This window comes from Arthrobacter sp. OAP107 (assembly GCF_040546765.1).
Classification (GTDB): Bacteria; Actinomycetota; Actinomycetes; order Actinomycetales; family Micrococcaceae; genus Arthrobacter.
Map to the genome: position 1 here is coordinate 4,030,098 of NZ_JBEPOK010000001.1, position 14,372 is coordinate 4,044,469.

A 14,372-nucleotide genomic window follows, 5' to 3' on the forward strand; every position below is an offset into this window, starting at 1 on the left:
TGCCGCGAGCCGGTTCTCCATTCGAAGAGCCGGCAGTCACCGTGAAAGGGAGACTAATGACAACCGCTTCACACCCCGCACACCACCACGCTATGGGGCTGTCCCTTCACAACACCGCCTTGGGTCTTGGTGTCGTTTTCCTGCTGGTGGGCGTCCTCGGGTTCATCCCGGGAATCACCACCAACTACGGCGCCATGAGCTTTGCCGGACATGACTCCGGGGCCATGCTGCTTGGCGTCTTCCAGGTGTCCGTACTGCACAACATCGTGCATCTGCTGTTCGGCGCGGCCGGCATCGCAATGGCCAGGACTGGCTCAGCGGCCCGCTGGTTCTTGCTGGGCGGCGGCATCGTGTACATCGTTCTGTGGCTGTACGGCCTGGTCATCGACATGAACACGGGCGCCAACTTCGTCCCGTTCAACTCTGCCGACAACTGGCTGCACCTGATCCTCGGCCTCGCCATGGTCGGTTTGGGCCTCTGGCTCGGCAGGGATGCCATGGACCGGACGAGGGGAACCGCCACGCCATAGCGCGGACCCACGGTCCTGAATTAACCAACGACGGCGGCCGTCCCCTTTTCGGGGCGGCCGTCGTCGCGTTTGCTACAGATAATCCCCGGCATGCTCGCGGGCGATTTCCAGCAGGGTGGAGTGGAAAGCCACCTCCGCCGGGGCGTAGACCTTGTCCTGGCGCTGGGCCAGCAATACCCGCCGCAAAGGCGCGGCGGAACCGAGGCTAATGACCCGGACGTCCGGGTGCTGCAGGGCCACAGCAGTCTTGGGCACCATGGCCACGCCCATCCCGACGCTCACCATCGCCTGGGCCTCCTGGTAGTCGTTGGCCAGGAAGCCAATGGTTGGCTCAAACCCCGCGGCATGGGCTGAGCGCTGCAGCACCTCCACCACAGGGTGGGCCTCGGCCCGCACGATCCACGATTCCTTCCGGAGCTCTTCCATGCGGATCTCGTCGCGGTCCGCAAGCGGGTGCCCGCGGGACACCAGAAGGACGGTGCTTTCCTGGAAGACTTCGGTGATCCGGATGGAATCGTCATGAAAGCGGTTCCAGGGGTAGTCCCAAAGCAGGCACAGCCCGGTGACTCCCGACTGGAGGTCTTCAACAAGCTCCTCGAAGCGCGCACTCCGAAGTGAGAGGCCAATCGCCGGGTACCTCTTCTTGAAGGCCCGGATGACAACCGGCATGAATGAGCCGGCGAGCGTCGGAAACGTGCCTACGGTCAGGGAACCGCGTTTAAGTCCCGCGATCTGGTCCAGGTCGGACTGGGCGGCCCGCATCTGCCCGACGATCTTGCGGGCGTGGCCGGCGAGCACCTGGCCGGCCTCCGTGGGGACCACCCCGCGGGAACGGCGGTTGAGGAGAGGCTGCCCGACTTCCTGCTCGAGCTTCCGCAGCTGTTGGGAGACCGCTGAGGGCGTGTACAGCATCAGTTCGGCCGCAGCAGTGATCGATCCCTGCTCGACGACCTCCACCAGCAGGGCCAGCCGCCGGATGTCGAATAAATCTTGGGCTTCATCGTTAACCACTTCTTCACCCTTCTCCTCCAATGGTTCATTCTATGCAGCCGGCATGTGACTCGCTGGAACTCGCGGCCCAGTCGGTGCGCCAAAGGGCATTTTCATTGGTTCTCCAGCCCCTGAAACTCAGTGAATGAAGGAAGTCTACATAGACCAACAGAAATCCAACATTGTCTTCATTTGTGATCTGGCTCAATCTCGAAGTAAGGCTCCGAACCTCGGGGCGGTAGAGAAGCGAGGAACGGGATCATGAAGATCGAAGCGGAGTGGATGCGTGGAGGCACCAGCAAGTGCTGGGTCTTCGAAACCGGACACCTGGGCGAGACAGGAACCAGCCCGGATGTCCTGCTTCCCCGGCTGTTCGGCAGCCCGGACCACCGGCAGATCGACGGCGTGGGCGGGGCGACCTCCACCACCAGCAAAGCGATGATCCTTCACCGCCCGGTCAGCGACGATGACGTTGATGTCGAATTCACTTTCGCCCAGGTAGGCATCGAAGAGGCCGCTGTGGACTGGGGCAGCAACTGCGGCAACTGCTCGGCAGTGGTCGGCCTCTACGCCATCGAAAAAGGCTGGGTGGTGCCCACCGGCGACATCACCCGGATCGTGACCCGCAACACCAACACCGGCCAGATCATCATCCAGCGGGTGTCCACGCCGTCCGGCGCCCTTCCGATCGTGCCGCAGGCCCAGATGCCCGGCGTCCCGTTCCCCGGGTACCGGGTGGGCCTCGGCTTCCAGGACCCTGCCGGCAAAACCACCGGCCAGCTGCTTCCCACAGGTTCCGCCTCAGACACCATCACCGCCGGCGGAACCCGCTGGACCGTCTCCATGGTCGACGCCGGAGCACCGGTAGTCATTCTCCGGGCCGGGGACCTGGGCCTTGACCCGGAGCGCTACGACAGCTGGTTCGCCGGGGTAGAGCTGCAGCTGGAGACGCTGGAGCACATCCGCCGCCAGGCCGCAGTGCGGATGGGGCTCGCAGCCACCACCGCCGAGGCAGCCCGTGCCGTCCCCAAGGTGGCCATCGCAGCTTCACCGGCCCACGCAGACTCGGAAAGCGACGTCAGCGTCATGATGCTCTCGATGGGCAAGCCCCACCCGGCGCTCGCCATCACCGGCAGCATCGCGCTGACCCTCGCCGCCCGCACCCCGGGCACCGTGCTTAACGACATCACCGGCAGCACCGTCCGCCCCACCCTGCGGCTGCGGACACCGGCCGGCGTGATCGAAACCTGGAGTGAGGAACGGGACGGATCCCTGCTCGTCGGCGTCGACCGGACCGCCCGCACCATCGCGACCACCACCATCCACCTCCCCGAGGCCCTCGGCAGCGCCGTCGACGCCTCCTTCGCCAGCGCCACCAACTGACCAGCGCCCTCAACGAGGAGAGAGCATCATGACTAAGACTGAAGAACAACCAGCACTCCTGGACACCGACACCCGCGAGGACCGCTCCCCGCGTCCCAACCGCCGCCGCCGTATCCTGCTGATGACGGTAGTCGCCACCGCTATTCTGGGTCTGGCCGCCCTCCTGTTCGGGGGTGTCATGTTCAACCCCGCGGCCGCCTCGGAATCGGAGCCGACCATGACAGCCACCCAGATCATCCCGCTCGTCATCCTCGTCGTGATGTTCGTGGTCGCCACCAAATGGCCGCTGAACATCGGGGTGATGGGGCTGGTTGCCTCCTTCGGCGTCGGGTATTTCATACTCGGCATGAGCGACAAGGAGATCCTTGAGGAGTTCCCGGCCAGCATCGTCCTGACAATCATCGGTGTCACCTACTTCTTCAGCATGGCCCAGCGGAACGGGTCCATCGACATCATCGTCCAGACCTGCGTCCGCCTGGTCAGGGGCAAGACAATGCTCCTGCCGTGGGTGTTCTTCCTCCTGGCCGCCGCACTGACGGCACTGGGCACCTTCTCCCCCGCCGCCGTCGCACTGCTGGCACCGGCAGCCCTCGGACTCGCCTACGAGTCACGCATCCACCCGGTCCTCATGGGCGCCTTCGTCATCAACGGAGCCCATGCCGGCGGTTTCTCCCCGCTGTCCGTCGCCGGCGTGCTGGTGCACGACATCTCACTGAAAAACGGCTTCCCCATCTCCCAGGGCGCGCTGTTCACCGCCAGCTTTGCCCTCAACCTCATCCTTTCGGCCCTGACCATCGTGCTGTTCGCCCTCCTCGGCAAGCTGCGCGACAAGCACGCCAACGAATACGCTGGCCTCGACACCCCCCGCACCGGACGTCCTCACGGCCAGCAGATCTTCACGCTGGCACTGATCGCCGTGATCCTCGTGTGCACCCTGGGCTTCCACATGCCCATCGGGTTCGTCGCGCTCTCCGCCGGCCTGCTCCTGGCCTTCGTGAACATCAAGGAACACAAAACCTTCATCAGCGGCATCTCCTGGTCCACCGTCCTGCTGGTGGCAGGCATGATCACCTACGTCTCCCTGCTCCAGCACGTCGGCGTCATCGACACCCTCGCCGAGCAGGCCCTCGCACTGGGCGCCCCGCTCCTGATCGCCCTTGTCCTCTGCTACGTCATCGGCGTTGGGTCCGCCTTCGCCTCCTCCACCGCACTGCTCACCGCATTCATCCCGATGGCCGGTCCGCTGCTGGCCACCAGTTCGCTGAGCGCCTCCGGAACCGTCGCGGCACTCGCCATCGCGGCCACCGTGGTGGACGTCTCCCCCTTCTCCACCGACGGCGCGCTGGTCGTCGCCAACGCCCGCGACAACGACCGCCAGCGCGTGTACAAGCAGCTCATGATGTACGCCGGCGGCGTGGTCCTGGCGGCTCCGGCCCTGGCATGGGCCCTGCTGGTACCCACCGGCATCATGTGATCCACCCCGGTTGGAACACCCAAGGGTTGCTGCCTGCCGGTGACCGCCGGCAGGCAGGACTGCCGGATTCACATCCGGCAAGCGGACGGGACGGCCCTGCACTCCATCGCAACAGGTAGCCCGAAAGCCGGGCGCAGGAATGACCCCGTACGCACCAAAAGGCAGGGCGGCTCAGCCGCCCTGCCTTTTGGCTTGCCAGAAAGCGGCGGCCCAGGCCGGCTGCCGCCGTCGTCAGCCTAGGAACACAGCTTAGAAGCACGACAGCGGGCCGGCGCCGAGCGCACGGTCAGGCCTTGCGCCTGACGTCGCGTCCGCCGTCGCGCGCTGAGTCGCGGTGGAGGTCGCGGTCCAGCCCGTGGCCGTCGGCGAGCTGCGCGAGCAGAAGGTCAAGCTGCGCTACCTGTTCACCGGAAAGCGGCGCCAGAAGCTCCGCTTCATGCTGTTCGGCGATCCCCCGCAGCTGACGCAGCACCCGCTGGCCAGCATCGGTGAGGTGGAGTTCGTAGTTCCGCCGGTCGGCGCTGCTGCGAACCCGTTCCACCAGACCGCGTTCCTGGAGGGAGTCGATGAGGGACACCACGCGGCTGGGGACGGCACCCAGCCTGTCCGCGAGCGAGCGCTGGCTCAGTCCGGGCACGCGGCCAAGCAGTCGGATGACACCGGCGTCACTGGGCGTGAGGCCGATCTCGCGCGTGCGCTCGGCAAAACGGGACGACGCCACGGCGCCCAGCTGCGACAGGAGGAATGCTGTCCGTTTCGACCGGCCGGGCGTGGCTGAGTTCATGGATCCAGAATACATCCTTGACAGAATAATTCTGTAGGTGAACCATTTTAGTGATGATGCAATCCGGCCCGTGCGGGAGGGCCGAACCGGAGCAGACGATCCAGAGCAGAAGGGTGCAGCAATGAGCAACCGTTCAATTCCCAACGAGCGGCACCAGGCCGGTTCGGGCGGCCCGCACCCAGGGGTTCTTGCGATTGTCAGCCTTGCCATCTTCCTTGCCAGCCTCATCACCTCCGCGGTCCTCACGGGTGGCCAAACGTTCGTTTCCCCGTTCGCGCCCGCCGATCAGGTGGCCGCGTTCTTCCAGCAGAACATTGCCGCGGCGAGGGTGGGCGGCATGCTCCAATTCGGCTCCGCCGTGCCGTTGGGCATTTACGCGGCCACCGTCTACGCCAGGCAGCTTCGGCTCGGGGTGCGCGTTCCCGGGCCGGCGATCGGCTTCTTCGGCGGCATCAGCGCGGCCGTCTTCCTCATGTTCTCGGGTTCCGTGACCTGGCTGCTGAGCCGGCCCGAGATCACCACTGACACCACGCTCACGCACGCACTGTCCTTCCTCGCGTTCATCACGGGAGGCGTCGGCTTCGTCGTCGGACTCGGTTTGCTCGTGGCGGGAATGGCCGTCCCGTCGCTGATCCTGCGGTTCATGCCGCGGTGGCTGGCCTGGACCGGCCTCGTCCTCGCCGCCCTGTCTGAACTGAGCTTCCTGTCAATGGCGGTCGAGCCGCTCCAGTTCCTCCTGCCGGCCGGCCGCTTCGGCGGGCTCCTCTGGCTGGTCGGGGCCGGTTTCCTGCTGCCACGCAACCGGGCCGCTGCGAACCAGGAGCCGCGAACGCAAGGCGGTTCTGTAAGGCGATGACCGCGGCCGGGGGTCCTGGAACGCTCAGTGCAGCGGCTCACCGGAGAGAGCCGCCGGGGAGCCGTCACTAAGCCGAAACCCGCGTCATTTGGCAGTCCGGTCTATCCAGCCGCTGCCGGGTTGCAGCAAGATAACCCCATGAAAAAAGTGATGATCGCCGGTGTCACCGCGGCAATTCTGGGGTTTGGTGCAATCAACGTGGCGGCCACGGGCAATGCGGCGGCCCCCGCTTCCCCGCAGGTCACGGGGCAAATCACAGGGCCAACCACCGGCCAAATCATCGTCAAATTCCGCGACCATGGCGCGGCAGCCGGCGTGCTGCGCCAGCAGGGCCTCAGCGACGGTACTGACATCGCGGGCACGGGCGCCCGTCTCCTCAAGGTTCCGGCGGGTGAGGAGGCCCGGCTCATTGAGGCGCTGGGCCACAACCCGGCAGTCGAATACGCTGAGCCGGACGAGCAGGTCACCGCCACGACGGCCGACCCGTACTTCCCCCGCCAGTACGCCCTGCAGAACACCGGCCAGTCGTTCACCAACACCGACGGCACCATAACGGTGGCCAAGGGCACAGCGGACGCTGATGTGGACGCCGTCGAAGCCTGGAACGTCACCACCGGCAGCGGCATCAAAGTTGCCGTGCTCGATTCGGGTGTCGCCACCGACAACCCCGACATCAACCCGAAAGTTGTCCTGCGGGCCAACTTCAGCGGTACGGCAACCAATGAGGACAACTACGGCCACGGGACCCATGTGGCCGGCATCGTTGCCGCCACCCACAACACCTCCGGTGTGGCCGGGGTTTGTCCGGGCTGCACCATCCTGGCCGGCAAGGTCCTCAACGACAGCGGGGTTGGTTCCAGCTCCAGCCTCGCGAACGGCATCAACTGGGCCGTCAGCAACGGTGCCAGGGTGATCAACATGAGCATCGGAGTACGGGCGTCGCGCACCCTCGAGACCGCCGTCAACAACGCCTGGACCAAGGGCGTGGTGCTGGTTGCCGCAGCAGGCAACGGCGGCAACCAGTCCAAGATCTACCCGGCGGCGTACCCCAACGTGATCGCCGTGGCCGCAACCGACAACAATGACAAGAAGGCAGACTTCTCAACCTACGGGGCCAGCTGGGTGGACATCGCGGCACCCGGAGTCAACGTCTACTCAACGTTTCCGAACCACACCTTCGTTCTCGGGACGCAAAACAAACGCGCCTTCGGGTACGACGTCGGCAACGGCACCTCCATGTCCTCGCCGATCGTCGCGGCAACGGCCGCCCTCGCCATTGGCTCGCACCCGGGGGCCACGAACACGTCCATCCGCGCAATCGTGGAATCCAGCGCCGACGACGAGGTTCTTGGCACCGGCACTTACTGGGCACATGGCCGGGTCAACGCGTTCGACGCCGTCACCGCCCCGTAGCGCTACCGTCGCCCTGACGGCTGCTCCCTTGTCACCGCCCAGTCCCTTGTGACCGCCCAGTCCCTTGTGACCGCCCGGTCCCTTGTGGCCGCCCAGTCCCTTGTGACCGCGTAGTCCCTTGTGACCGCCCGGACGCGGCAGTACCATCCCCTCACCTGATGGCTCCTCATCAGGGAAGGCTCCGTGGAGGTGGGCAACGATGCTCGAGACTGCGCGCAACACCATCACCGATGGCCGCCGCGACCTAATCACCGAACTCCTGGGCCTGTGGCTGGTGCTGGCCGTGTTCCTGGACGGCTGGGCGCACATCAACCTGCCCAGCCTGGAGACCTTCTTCACGCCATGGCATGCAGCCCTCTACTCCGGCATGCTGGCGACGGCGGCGTGGACCGCCGTCGTGATCTTGCGGAACCGGACCCCCGGGCAGCCGCTGCTGCAGGCGGCCCCGCCCGGCTACCGCGGAACCGCGGTGGGCGTGGTCCTGTTCGCCGTCGCCGGCGGGCTGGATCTGCTGTGGCACGAGATCCTGGGCATCGAGGTCTCGCTGGATGCGCTGGTGAGCCCCACCCATCTACTGCTCGGCTTCAGCCTCTTCCTCATCCTTGGGACCGGGGTGCGGAGCGCCCGCGCGGCCGGGCACGTTTCGGCCGGGCACGCGGCTGACCACCGCCCTGCTGCCAGTCACGGCTTAGCGAACCACCGTTTAGCCGGCCACGGCGGGAACTTGGCGTGGACCCCGGCGGCGCTGTTCGCCGTCGTGCTCATGACCGGGCTGGGTGCGTTCTTCCTGGTCTACTGCTCCGCCTTCGTCCGGCCGGGGCCGACGGCGGTCTTCGTCCCGGCGCCGGTGGGCACGCCCGGCCGCATCCAGTCTGAGCTGCCGGTGGTCATCACCCTGGCAAGCTATCTGCTGACCACCGCGCTGATCATCGCGCCGTTCCTCTTCACGCTCTCCGCCGCCCGGCGTCCGGCCCGCGGGATCGTCACCCTGCTCGTGGTGGCGGCGGCCTGGCTGCCGGTGGTGATGATCGGGCTGCGCCCCTACTCGATCGCCGGTGCCGCGGGCGCGACGGTGGCCGCCGTCGTCGTCGACCTTCTCCTGGCCCGGGTGCCGGACGCCTGGCTGGGCCGGCGGCTGCCGGCGGTGACGGCCGGCATCGCGGCGCTGCTGTGGACCGGGCAACTCGTGGCGTTGGCCGTGACGGACGCGATCCGCTGGCCGGTCTCGCTGTGGCTCGGGGCGGTGGTGCTCAGCGCAGCGGTGGCCGCCGGCCTTGCCCTGCTCAGCTCGTGGGGGCCGGGGCGGTCGGTGCCGGACGCCGGCGGTCCCGCCGTCGAAAGATCCTGACGGAGAGACATCCCGGCGGCCTGACATCGCGGCGGCGGGCGCTACGCAGTCCGTCAGCTTAGTCCATGAGTTTGGATGTCAGCTCCGCCTCCGGACCCGCTTCCCCGCCCATGGCTGCCACCAGCCGTTCCCTCGCCCGCCCCAGGTGTTCATCCAGGAGCTGCGCGGCGTCATCGCCCCTCCCTTCCTCGACCAGTTGGAGGAGCCTCTGGTGCTCCGCCTGGATGAGGTTTGTGTCCAGCAGGTGCAGCGACTGGACCCGGGACATGCACAGGCGCACCTCCCCCACCAGCGACAGATACATCTTGCTGATCCGCTGGTTGCCCAGGGCGTCCACGAGGCTGGTGTGGAACCGCATGTCCGGCTCAACCACATCCAGGGGCGCGCCTGTTTTCAGGGCAGCAATGTCATTATTGGCCCGCACCGCTTCCTCGGGCACGATCTTTCCGGACGCCAGCCGCCGGAGCACTTCGCTCTCGAGGTAGGCCCGTGCCAGGTAGATGTCCCGCACCGATTCGGGGCCCAGGTCGGCCACGCGGGCGGTCTTGTGCACGCCCCGGACCAGCAGCCCCTCGGCCACGAGCTTCTCGATGGCGGCCTTCGCCGTGGGCCGCGCAACCTCATACGAGGAGGCGACCTCAGTCTCGGTCAGCGCGTGCAGGGCCGGGAGCTCGCCCGAAAACACGCGCGCGCGGATGTCCGAGGCGATCGCTTCCACGATCGATACAGCTGAAACACGACTCACGGCACTCCGCTTCTACACGCCGCACTTGTGATGGCTGTGTCTATTTTGCCAGACAAGTCAACAATTGATCTTGACCGACTTGTGTACTTGTTAGACAATCGAAGGGCGCCACGAAGCTGTGACGCCTCACACATTCTGGAGATCCCATGTTTCAGCAGATCCTCGACCCCATTGGCGGGTCGCTCTTGCTCTCAGCCCTTTGCGCCGCGCTTCCGCTCGTCCTGCTCTTTGTTCTCCTGGGCGTCTTCCGGGTCAAAGCAACCAAGGCGGCCGTCGCCAGCCTGCTGGTGTCACTCCTCCTGGCGGTGATCGGCTGGCAGATGCCTCTCGGACAGGCGCTGAGCGCCACCGCGGCCGGAATTTTCTACGGACTCTTCCCGATCCTCTGGATCCTGGCCAACGCCCTGTGGATCTACAAACTGACCGTTGCCACCCCGTGGTTCGAGGCCCTGGGCCGCACGATCCGCTCCATCTCCGACGACCTGCGGATCCTCTCGATCCTGATCGCCTTCTGCTTTGGGGCCCTACTGGAATCCCTGGCGGGCTTTGGCGCTCCGGTGGCAATTTCCGCGGCCATGTTGATGGCCGCCGGCATGAAACCGCTGAAATCAGCGGTGGTGTCGCTGCTGGCCAACACCGCGCCGGTCGCCTTCGGCGCCATGGCCGCCCCCATCATCGCGCTCAACGGCGTCACCGGCCTTCCGCTGCACCACCTCTCCTCCATGGCCGGGCGGCAGACGCCCTTCGTCGCGCTGATCGTTCCGCTCCTCCTCGTGTTCATCGTGGACGGACGCCGCGGCGTGAAGCAGGCGTGGCCCGTGGCTCTGGTGGCCGGCACCGCCTTCGCCGTGTCCCAGTTCGTCACCTCCAACTACCTCGCCGTCGAGCTGACGGATGTGGTGGCCGCGGTCGTCACCGTGGCCGCGGTCCTGATGATGCTGCGGTTCTGGAAGCCCAAGGAAACCATCGGCATGGCCGGGGACGTGGAGTCCGGTGCTGAGGATGCAGTTCCAGCGAATGTTCGCCAAGGCGCCGTAGCCGTCCGGACAAGCACGACGGCGGTCTCCCGCACTTCCGGTGCCGCCGCTTCCGCTCCCGCCGCCGTCGGCAACGCGAGTGACGGCAGCACCGCGCCAACCGACAACACCCGGCCCGAACCGCGCCACATCTGGATGGCCATTGCCCCGTACCTGATCATCATCACGGTGTTCTCCATCGCCCAGATCCCGGCGGTCAAGTCCTGGCTGAACCAGGTGGGGACCGTGACGTTCCACTGGCCGGGCCTCGACATCACCGATTCCACCGGCAAGCCCGTGGCCGCCACCAAGTTCAAGCTCGACCATCTCAAGGCCACCGGCACGCTGCTGCTGTTCTCCGGCCTGATCACCATGGCGCTTTACCGGATCACGGCCGGCCAGGGCTGGCGGATCTACCGCGAGACGCTGGTGCAGCTCCGCTGGACCATCGTCACCGTCACGTCCGTGCTTGCCCTGTCCTTCGTGATGAACCTGTCCGGGCAGACCACCACGCTGGGATTCGCACTGGCATCCGCTGGCGGCTTCTTTGCCGTGCTCTCCCCGCTGATCGGCTGGATCGGCGTGGCGCTGACAGGTTCCGACACTTCCTCCAACTCCCTGTTCGGCCAGATGCAGGCCACCGCGGCCCAGCAGGCCGGCCTCTCCCCTGTCCTGATGGCGGCCTCCAACTCCTCCGCCGGCGTGATGGGCAAGATGCTCTCGCTGCAGAACCTCGCGGTGGCCGCCGCCGCCGTCGGACTGGACGGCGCCGAAGGGACACTGTTCCGTAAACTGATCGGATGGAGCGTCGGTCTGCTGGCCCTCATCACCGTCCTGATCCTCCTGCAGTCCACCCCCGTACTCGGCTGGATGGTTCCCTGATGACAACACTGCAACTTGCCGGACTCCGCGAAGCCGTGGCCGATCCCGCCCAGGTGAAAACCCGGCCGATCGACCTCCACGCCAATGCCCACGACGCCTCCCATTTCCTGCTCATTCCGCAGGCTGTGGTGACGGCGGGCAACGCGGACGAGGTGGGCCGCCTGCTCCAAGCCAGCGCCGCCCAGGGCGTTCCGCTGACCTTCCGCTCCGGCGGCACCAGCCTCAGCGGGCAGGCCGTGTCCGACGGCGTCCTGGTGGACGTGCGCCGCAACTTCCGGGATGTTGAGGTGCTCGACGGCGGCGCCCGGGTCCGCGTCCAGCCCGGAGTCACGGTGCGCGCGCTTAACGCCCGGCTGGCACCCTATGGCCGGAAGTTCGGACCTGATCCCGCCAGTGAATCGGCCTGCACAGTGGGCGGCGTGGTGGCCAACAACTCGTCCGGCATGAACTGCGGCACAGTGGACAATGCCTACCGCACGCTCGAGTCCCTCACCGTGGTGCTGCCCTCCGGCACCGTGATCGATACCGGCGCGCCGGACGCGGACCAGAAACTCCGCACCCTGGAACCGGAGCTGCACGAGGGCCTGGCGGACCTTGCCCGGCGGGTGCGCGGCAACAGCGATTCGGTCAGGAGGATCCGGCAGCAGTTCTCGATGAAGAACACCATGGGCTACGGCCTGAACTCCCTGCTGGACTACGACTCCCCCGCGGAGATGATGGCCCACCTGATTGTCGGCAGCGAGGGCACGCTGGGCTTCGTGGCCGAGGCGGTCTTCCGGACCATCCCGCGCCTGACCCATGCGGCCACCGGGCTGCTGGTGTTCCCCGACCTGCAGACAGCCAACGAAGCCCTGCCCGCGTTGGTGGAATCCGGAGCCGCCACGGTGGAGCTCATGGACGCCCTGTCACTCAAGGTGGGCCAGACGCTCAAGGGGACTCCCGCCGTCGTACAGGACCTGGCGGTCCGGGACCACGCGGCTCTGCTGGTGGAATACTCGGCCGAACAGGGCGAGGAGCTGGCTGCGCTGCAGCAGCGCGGCGAGCGCATGCTCACTGGCCTGGGCCTGGCCGCCCCAGCCCAGTTCACCGGCGACGCCTCCGCCCGCGCCCAGCTGTGGCACCTGCGCAAGGGCCTCTATGCCTCCGTGGCCGGAGCCCGCCCGCAGGGCACCACCGCCCTGCTGGAGGACATCGTGGTTCCGGTCCCCGTGCTGGGCCGCACCTGCCGCGAACTGGTGGGGCTGTTCGAGAAGTACAGCTACGCGAACAGCGTCATCTTCGGCCATGCGAAGGACGGCAACGTCCACTTCATGCTCACGGACGGCTTCACCACGCCGCCGGAGCTGGACCGCTACAGCGCGTTCACCGAGGACATGGTGGATCTGGTCCTGGCTGAAGGCGGCTCGCTCAAGGCCGAACACGGCACCGGCCGGGTCATGGCTCCGTATGTGCGGCGGCAGTACGGCGATGAACTGTATGGGGTGATGCGCCGGATCAAGCAGCTGTTCGACCCGTCGGGGATGCTCAATCCCGGCGTGCTGATGGACGACGACCCGCAGGCGCACCTCCGGCACATCAAGACCGCGCCGCCTGTGGCCGAGGAGGTGGACCGCTGCGTCTCGTGCGGCTACTGCGAGCCGGTGTGCCCCAGCAAGGACCTGACCCTGACGCCCCGGCAGCGCATTGTCACGCTGCGTGCCATCGAGCAGGCACGGCTGGACGGAGATGAGCCGCTGGCCAGGCAGCTTGAGAAGGACTACGACTACGAATCGGTGCAGACATGCGCGGTGGACGGCATGTGCCAGACGGCCTGTCCCGTGGAAATCAACACCGGCCTGCTGGTGAAACGGATCCGCCGGGCCGAGGCGGGGCCGGTGGAAAACGGTTTATGGAACACCGCGGCCAAGCACTGGGGCGGTGTGACGCGCGGGGCCTCGCTCGCGCTCACCGTGGTAAACAAGCTTCCGGCCGCGGCAGTGGTGCCGCCCAACAAGGCAGCCCGTGCAGTCCTGGGGACGGACACCGTGCCGCTGTACTCGCCGGAACTCCCAGGCGGCGGTTTTGCCCGCCAACGGCCGGCGCCGGATGGCGCGCCGGACGCTGTCTACTTCCCGGCGTGCGTGGGGACGATGTTCGGGCCGGCCGGGTCTGGTTCCCCGGATGCCGGCGGCGCCGGTTCTGGTGCCGCAGGTTCCGACGGCGGGGCCGCGGGCCGGGGCGTTCAGTACAGCTTTGAGCAGCTCTGCGAGCGGGCCGGGGTGACGCTGCTGGTGCCGGACGGCATCGACGGGCTATGCTGCGGCACGCCCTGGTCCTCCAAGGGCATGGCCGCCGGCCAGGCCACCATGCGGGAGAAAACGCTGGCGGCGCTGCGGCAGGCCACCCGCGACGGGGAACTCCCCATCATCTGCGACGCGTCCTCATGCACCGAAGGGTTGCGTCAGGCGGTGGAATCCGACACTCCGCTGCCCGGGCAGCGCGAGCTGCGGATCGTGGATGCCGTGGACTTCGCCGCCGAGCACATCCTGCCCAAGCTGCCCGATCACGAGAAGCTGGATTCCCTGGCGCTGCACCCCACCTGCTCCTCCACCCGCATGGGCATCAACAGTTCGCTGACTGCCGTTGCCCAGGCCGTGGCCGAGAAGGTAGAGGTACCGGAGAACTGGGGCTGCTGCGCTTTCGCCGGGGACCGCGGCATGCTCCATCCCGAGCTCACTGCCTCCGCTACCCAAAAGCAGGGCAGGGAGGTGGCCGAGATGGGTGCCTCAGCGCACGCCTCCTGCAACCGCACCTGCGAACTGGGCATGACCCGGGCCACCGGCAAGGACTACCGGCACGTGCTGGAGCTGCTGGAGGAAATGACGCGGAGCTGACGCTTCTACGACGGTCCGGCCAGGCCACCTCCCGCGAACGTGACGTGCCTTGGAAGTCACCTCCGGATCGACGACGGC

General features: G+C 67.0%; 11 protein-coding genes. 8 read left to right on the plus strand and 3 right to left on the minus strand.

The features are described 5' to 3' along the window. Window positions 1-56 precede the first annotated feature (56 nt). Window positions 57-530: a DUF4383 domain-containing protein gene (locus ABIE00_RS18480; RefSeq protein WP_354262163.1), complete on the plus strand. Its 474-nt coding sequence runs from the start codon at window positions 57-59 to the stop codon at window positions 528-530. A 72-nt stretch (window positions 531-602) separates the two neighbouring features. On the opposite strand, the gene ABIE00_RS18485 is transcribed toward ABIE00_RS18480, so the two are convergent. After that, window positions 603-1,562, minus strand: a complete 960-nt coding sequence (locus ABIE00_RS18485; RefSeq protein WP_502914232.1) for a LysR family transcriptional regulator — start codon at window positions 1,560-1,562, stop codon at window positions 603-605. A 219-nt stretch (window positions 1,563-1,781) separates the two neighbouring features. On the opposite strand from ABIE00_RS18485, the gene ABIE00_RS18490 reads away from it, so the two are divergent. After that, the gene (locus ABIE00_RS18490) at window positions 1,782-2,903 is read left to right on the plus strand and encodes a PrpF domain-containing protein (protein WP_354262164.1); all 1,122 of its coding nucleotides are present in this window, start codon (window positions 1,782-1,784) and stop codon (window positions 2,901-2,903) included. 28 nt (window positions 2,904-2,931) lie between these two features. After that, window positions 2,932-4,377 carry an SLC13 family permease gene (locus ABIE00_RS18495; protein ID WP_354262166.1) on the plus strand — a complete coding sequence of 482 codons (1,446 nt, stop codon included), beginning with the start codon at window positions 2,932-2,934 and terminating at the stop codon, window positions 4,375-4,377. Between the two features lie 286 nt (window positions 4,378-4,663). Here ABIE00_RS18495 and ABIE00_RS18500 read toward each other — a convergent pair whose 3' ends face one another. Further along, the gene (locus ABIE00_RS18500; protein ID WP_354262168.1) at window positions 4,664-5,161 is read right to left on the minus strand and encodes a MarR family winged helix-turn-helix transcriptional regulator; all 498 of its coding nucleotides are present in this window, start codon (window positions 5,159-5,161) and stop codon (window positions 4,664-4,666) included. Window positions 5,162-5,282: 121 nt separating this feature from the next. Between ABIE00_RS18500 and ABIE00_RS18505 the strand changes: the two genes are divergently transcribed. The 3 genes from ABIE00_RS18505 (at window position 5,283) to ABIE00_RS18515 (ending at window position 8,778) form a co-directional block, all read left to right on the plus strand. Continuing rightward, window positions 5,283-6,017 (plus strand): hypothetical protein, encoded by a 735-nt coding sequence (locus ABIE00_RS18505; protein ID WP_354262169.1) that lies wholly within the window; start codon window positions 5,283-5,285, stop codon window positions 6,015-6,017. A 138-nt stretch (window positions 6,018-6,155) separates the two neighbouring features. Then, the gene (locus tag ABIE00_RS18510; protein WP_354262170.1) at window positions 6,156-7,430 is read left to right on the plus strand and encodes a S8 family serine peptidase; all 1,275 of its coding nucleotides are present in this window, start codon (window positions 6,156-6,158) and stop codon (window positions 7,428-7,430) included. 199 nt (window positions 7,431-7,629) lie between these two features. Beyond that, entirely contained in the window at window positions 7,630-8,778 is a 1,149-nt protein-coding gene (locus ABIE00_RS18515; protein WP_354262171.1) for a hypothetical protein, read from the plus strand. A 58-nt stretch (window positions 8,779-8,836) separates the two neighbouring features. On the opposite strand, the gene ABIE00_RS18520 is transcribed toward ABIE00_RS18515, so the two are convergent. Beyond that, window positions 8,837-9,523, minus strand: a complete 687-nt coding sequence (locus ABIE00_RS18520; protein WP_354262173.1) for a GntR family transcriptional regulator — start codon at window positions 9,521-9,523, stop codon at window positions 8,837-8,839. A gap of 146 nt (window positions 9,524-9,669) precedes the next feature. Here ABIE00_RS18520 and ABIE00_RS18525 point away from each other — a divergent pair, with 146 nt between their 5' ends. Next, window positions 9,670-11,421: an L-lactate permease gene (locus ABIE00_RS18525; RefSeq protein WP_354262174.1), complete on the plus strand. Its 1,752-nt coding sequence runs from the start codon at window positions 9,670-9,672 to the stop codon at window positions 11,419-11,421. Beyond that, the gene (locus ABIE00_RS18530; protein ID WP_354262175.1) at window positions 11,421-14,294 is read left to right on the plus strand and encodes an FAD-binding and (Fe-S)-binding domain-containing protein; all 2,874 of its coding nucleotides are present in this window, start codon (window positions 11,421-11,423) and stop codon (window positions 14,292-14,294) included. Before ABIE00_RS18525 ends, ABIE00_RS18530 begins: the two co-directional genes overlap by 1 nt. Window positions 14,295-14,372: the final 78 nt, after the last annotated feature.

Excerpts from the sequence above, each read along its gene's own strand:
- ABIE00_RS18480 (WP_354262163.1), top strand. The coding sequence starts at position 57 with ATGACAACCGCTTCACACCCCGCACACCACCACGCTATGGGGCTGTCC.
- ABIE00_RS18490 (WP_354262164.1), top strand. The coding sequence starts at position 1,782 with ATGAAGATCGAAGCGGAGTGGATGCGTGGAGGCACCAGCAAGTGCTGG.
- ABIE00_RS18495 (WP_354262166.1), top strand. The coding sequence starts at position 2,932 with ATGACTAAGACTGAAGAACAACCAGCACTCCTGGACACCGACACCCGC.
- ABIE00_RS18500 (WP_354262168.1), bottom strand. The coding sequence starts at position 5,161 with ATGAACTCAGCCACGCCCGGCCGGTCGAAACGGACAGCATTCCTCCTG.
- ABIE00_RS18505 (WP_354262169.1), top strand. The coding sequence starts at position 5,283 with ATGAGCAACCGTTCAATTCCCAACGAGCGGCACCAGGCCGGTTCGGGC.
- ABIE00_RS18510 (WP_354262170.1), top strand. The coding sequence starts at position 6,156 with ATGAAAAAAGTGATGATCGCCGGTGTCACCGCGGCAATTCTGGGGTTT.
- ABIE00_RS18515 (WP_354262171.1), top strand. The coding sequence starts at position 7,630 with ATGCTCGAGACTGCGCGCAACACCATCACCGATGGCCGCCGCGACCTA.
- ABIE00_RS18525 (WP_354262174.1), top strand. The coding sequence starts at position 9,670 with ATGTTTCAGCAGATCCTCGACCCCATTGGCGGGTCGCTCTTGCTCTCA.
- ABIE00_RS18530 (WP_354262175.1), top strand. The coding sequence starts at position 11,421 with ATGACAACACTGCAACTTGCCGGACTCCGCGAAGCCGTGGCCGATCCC.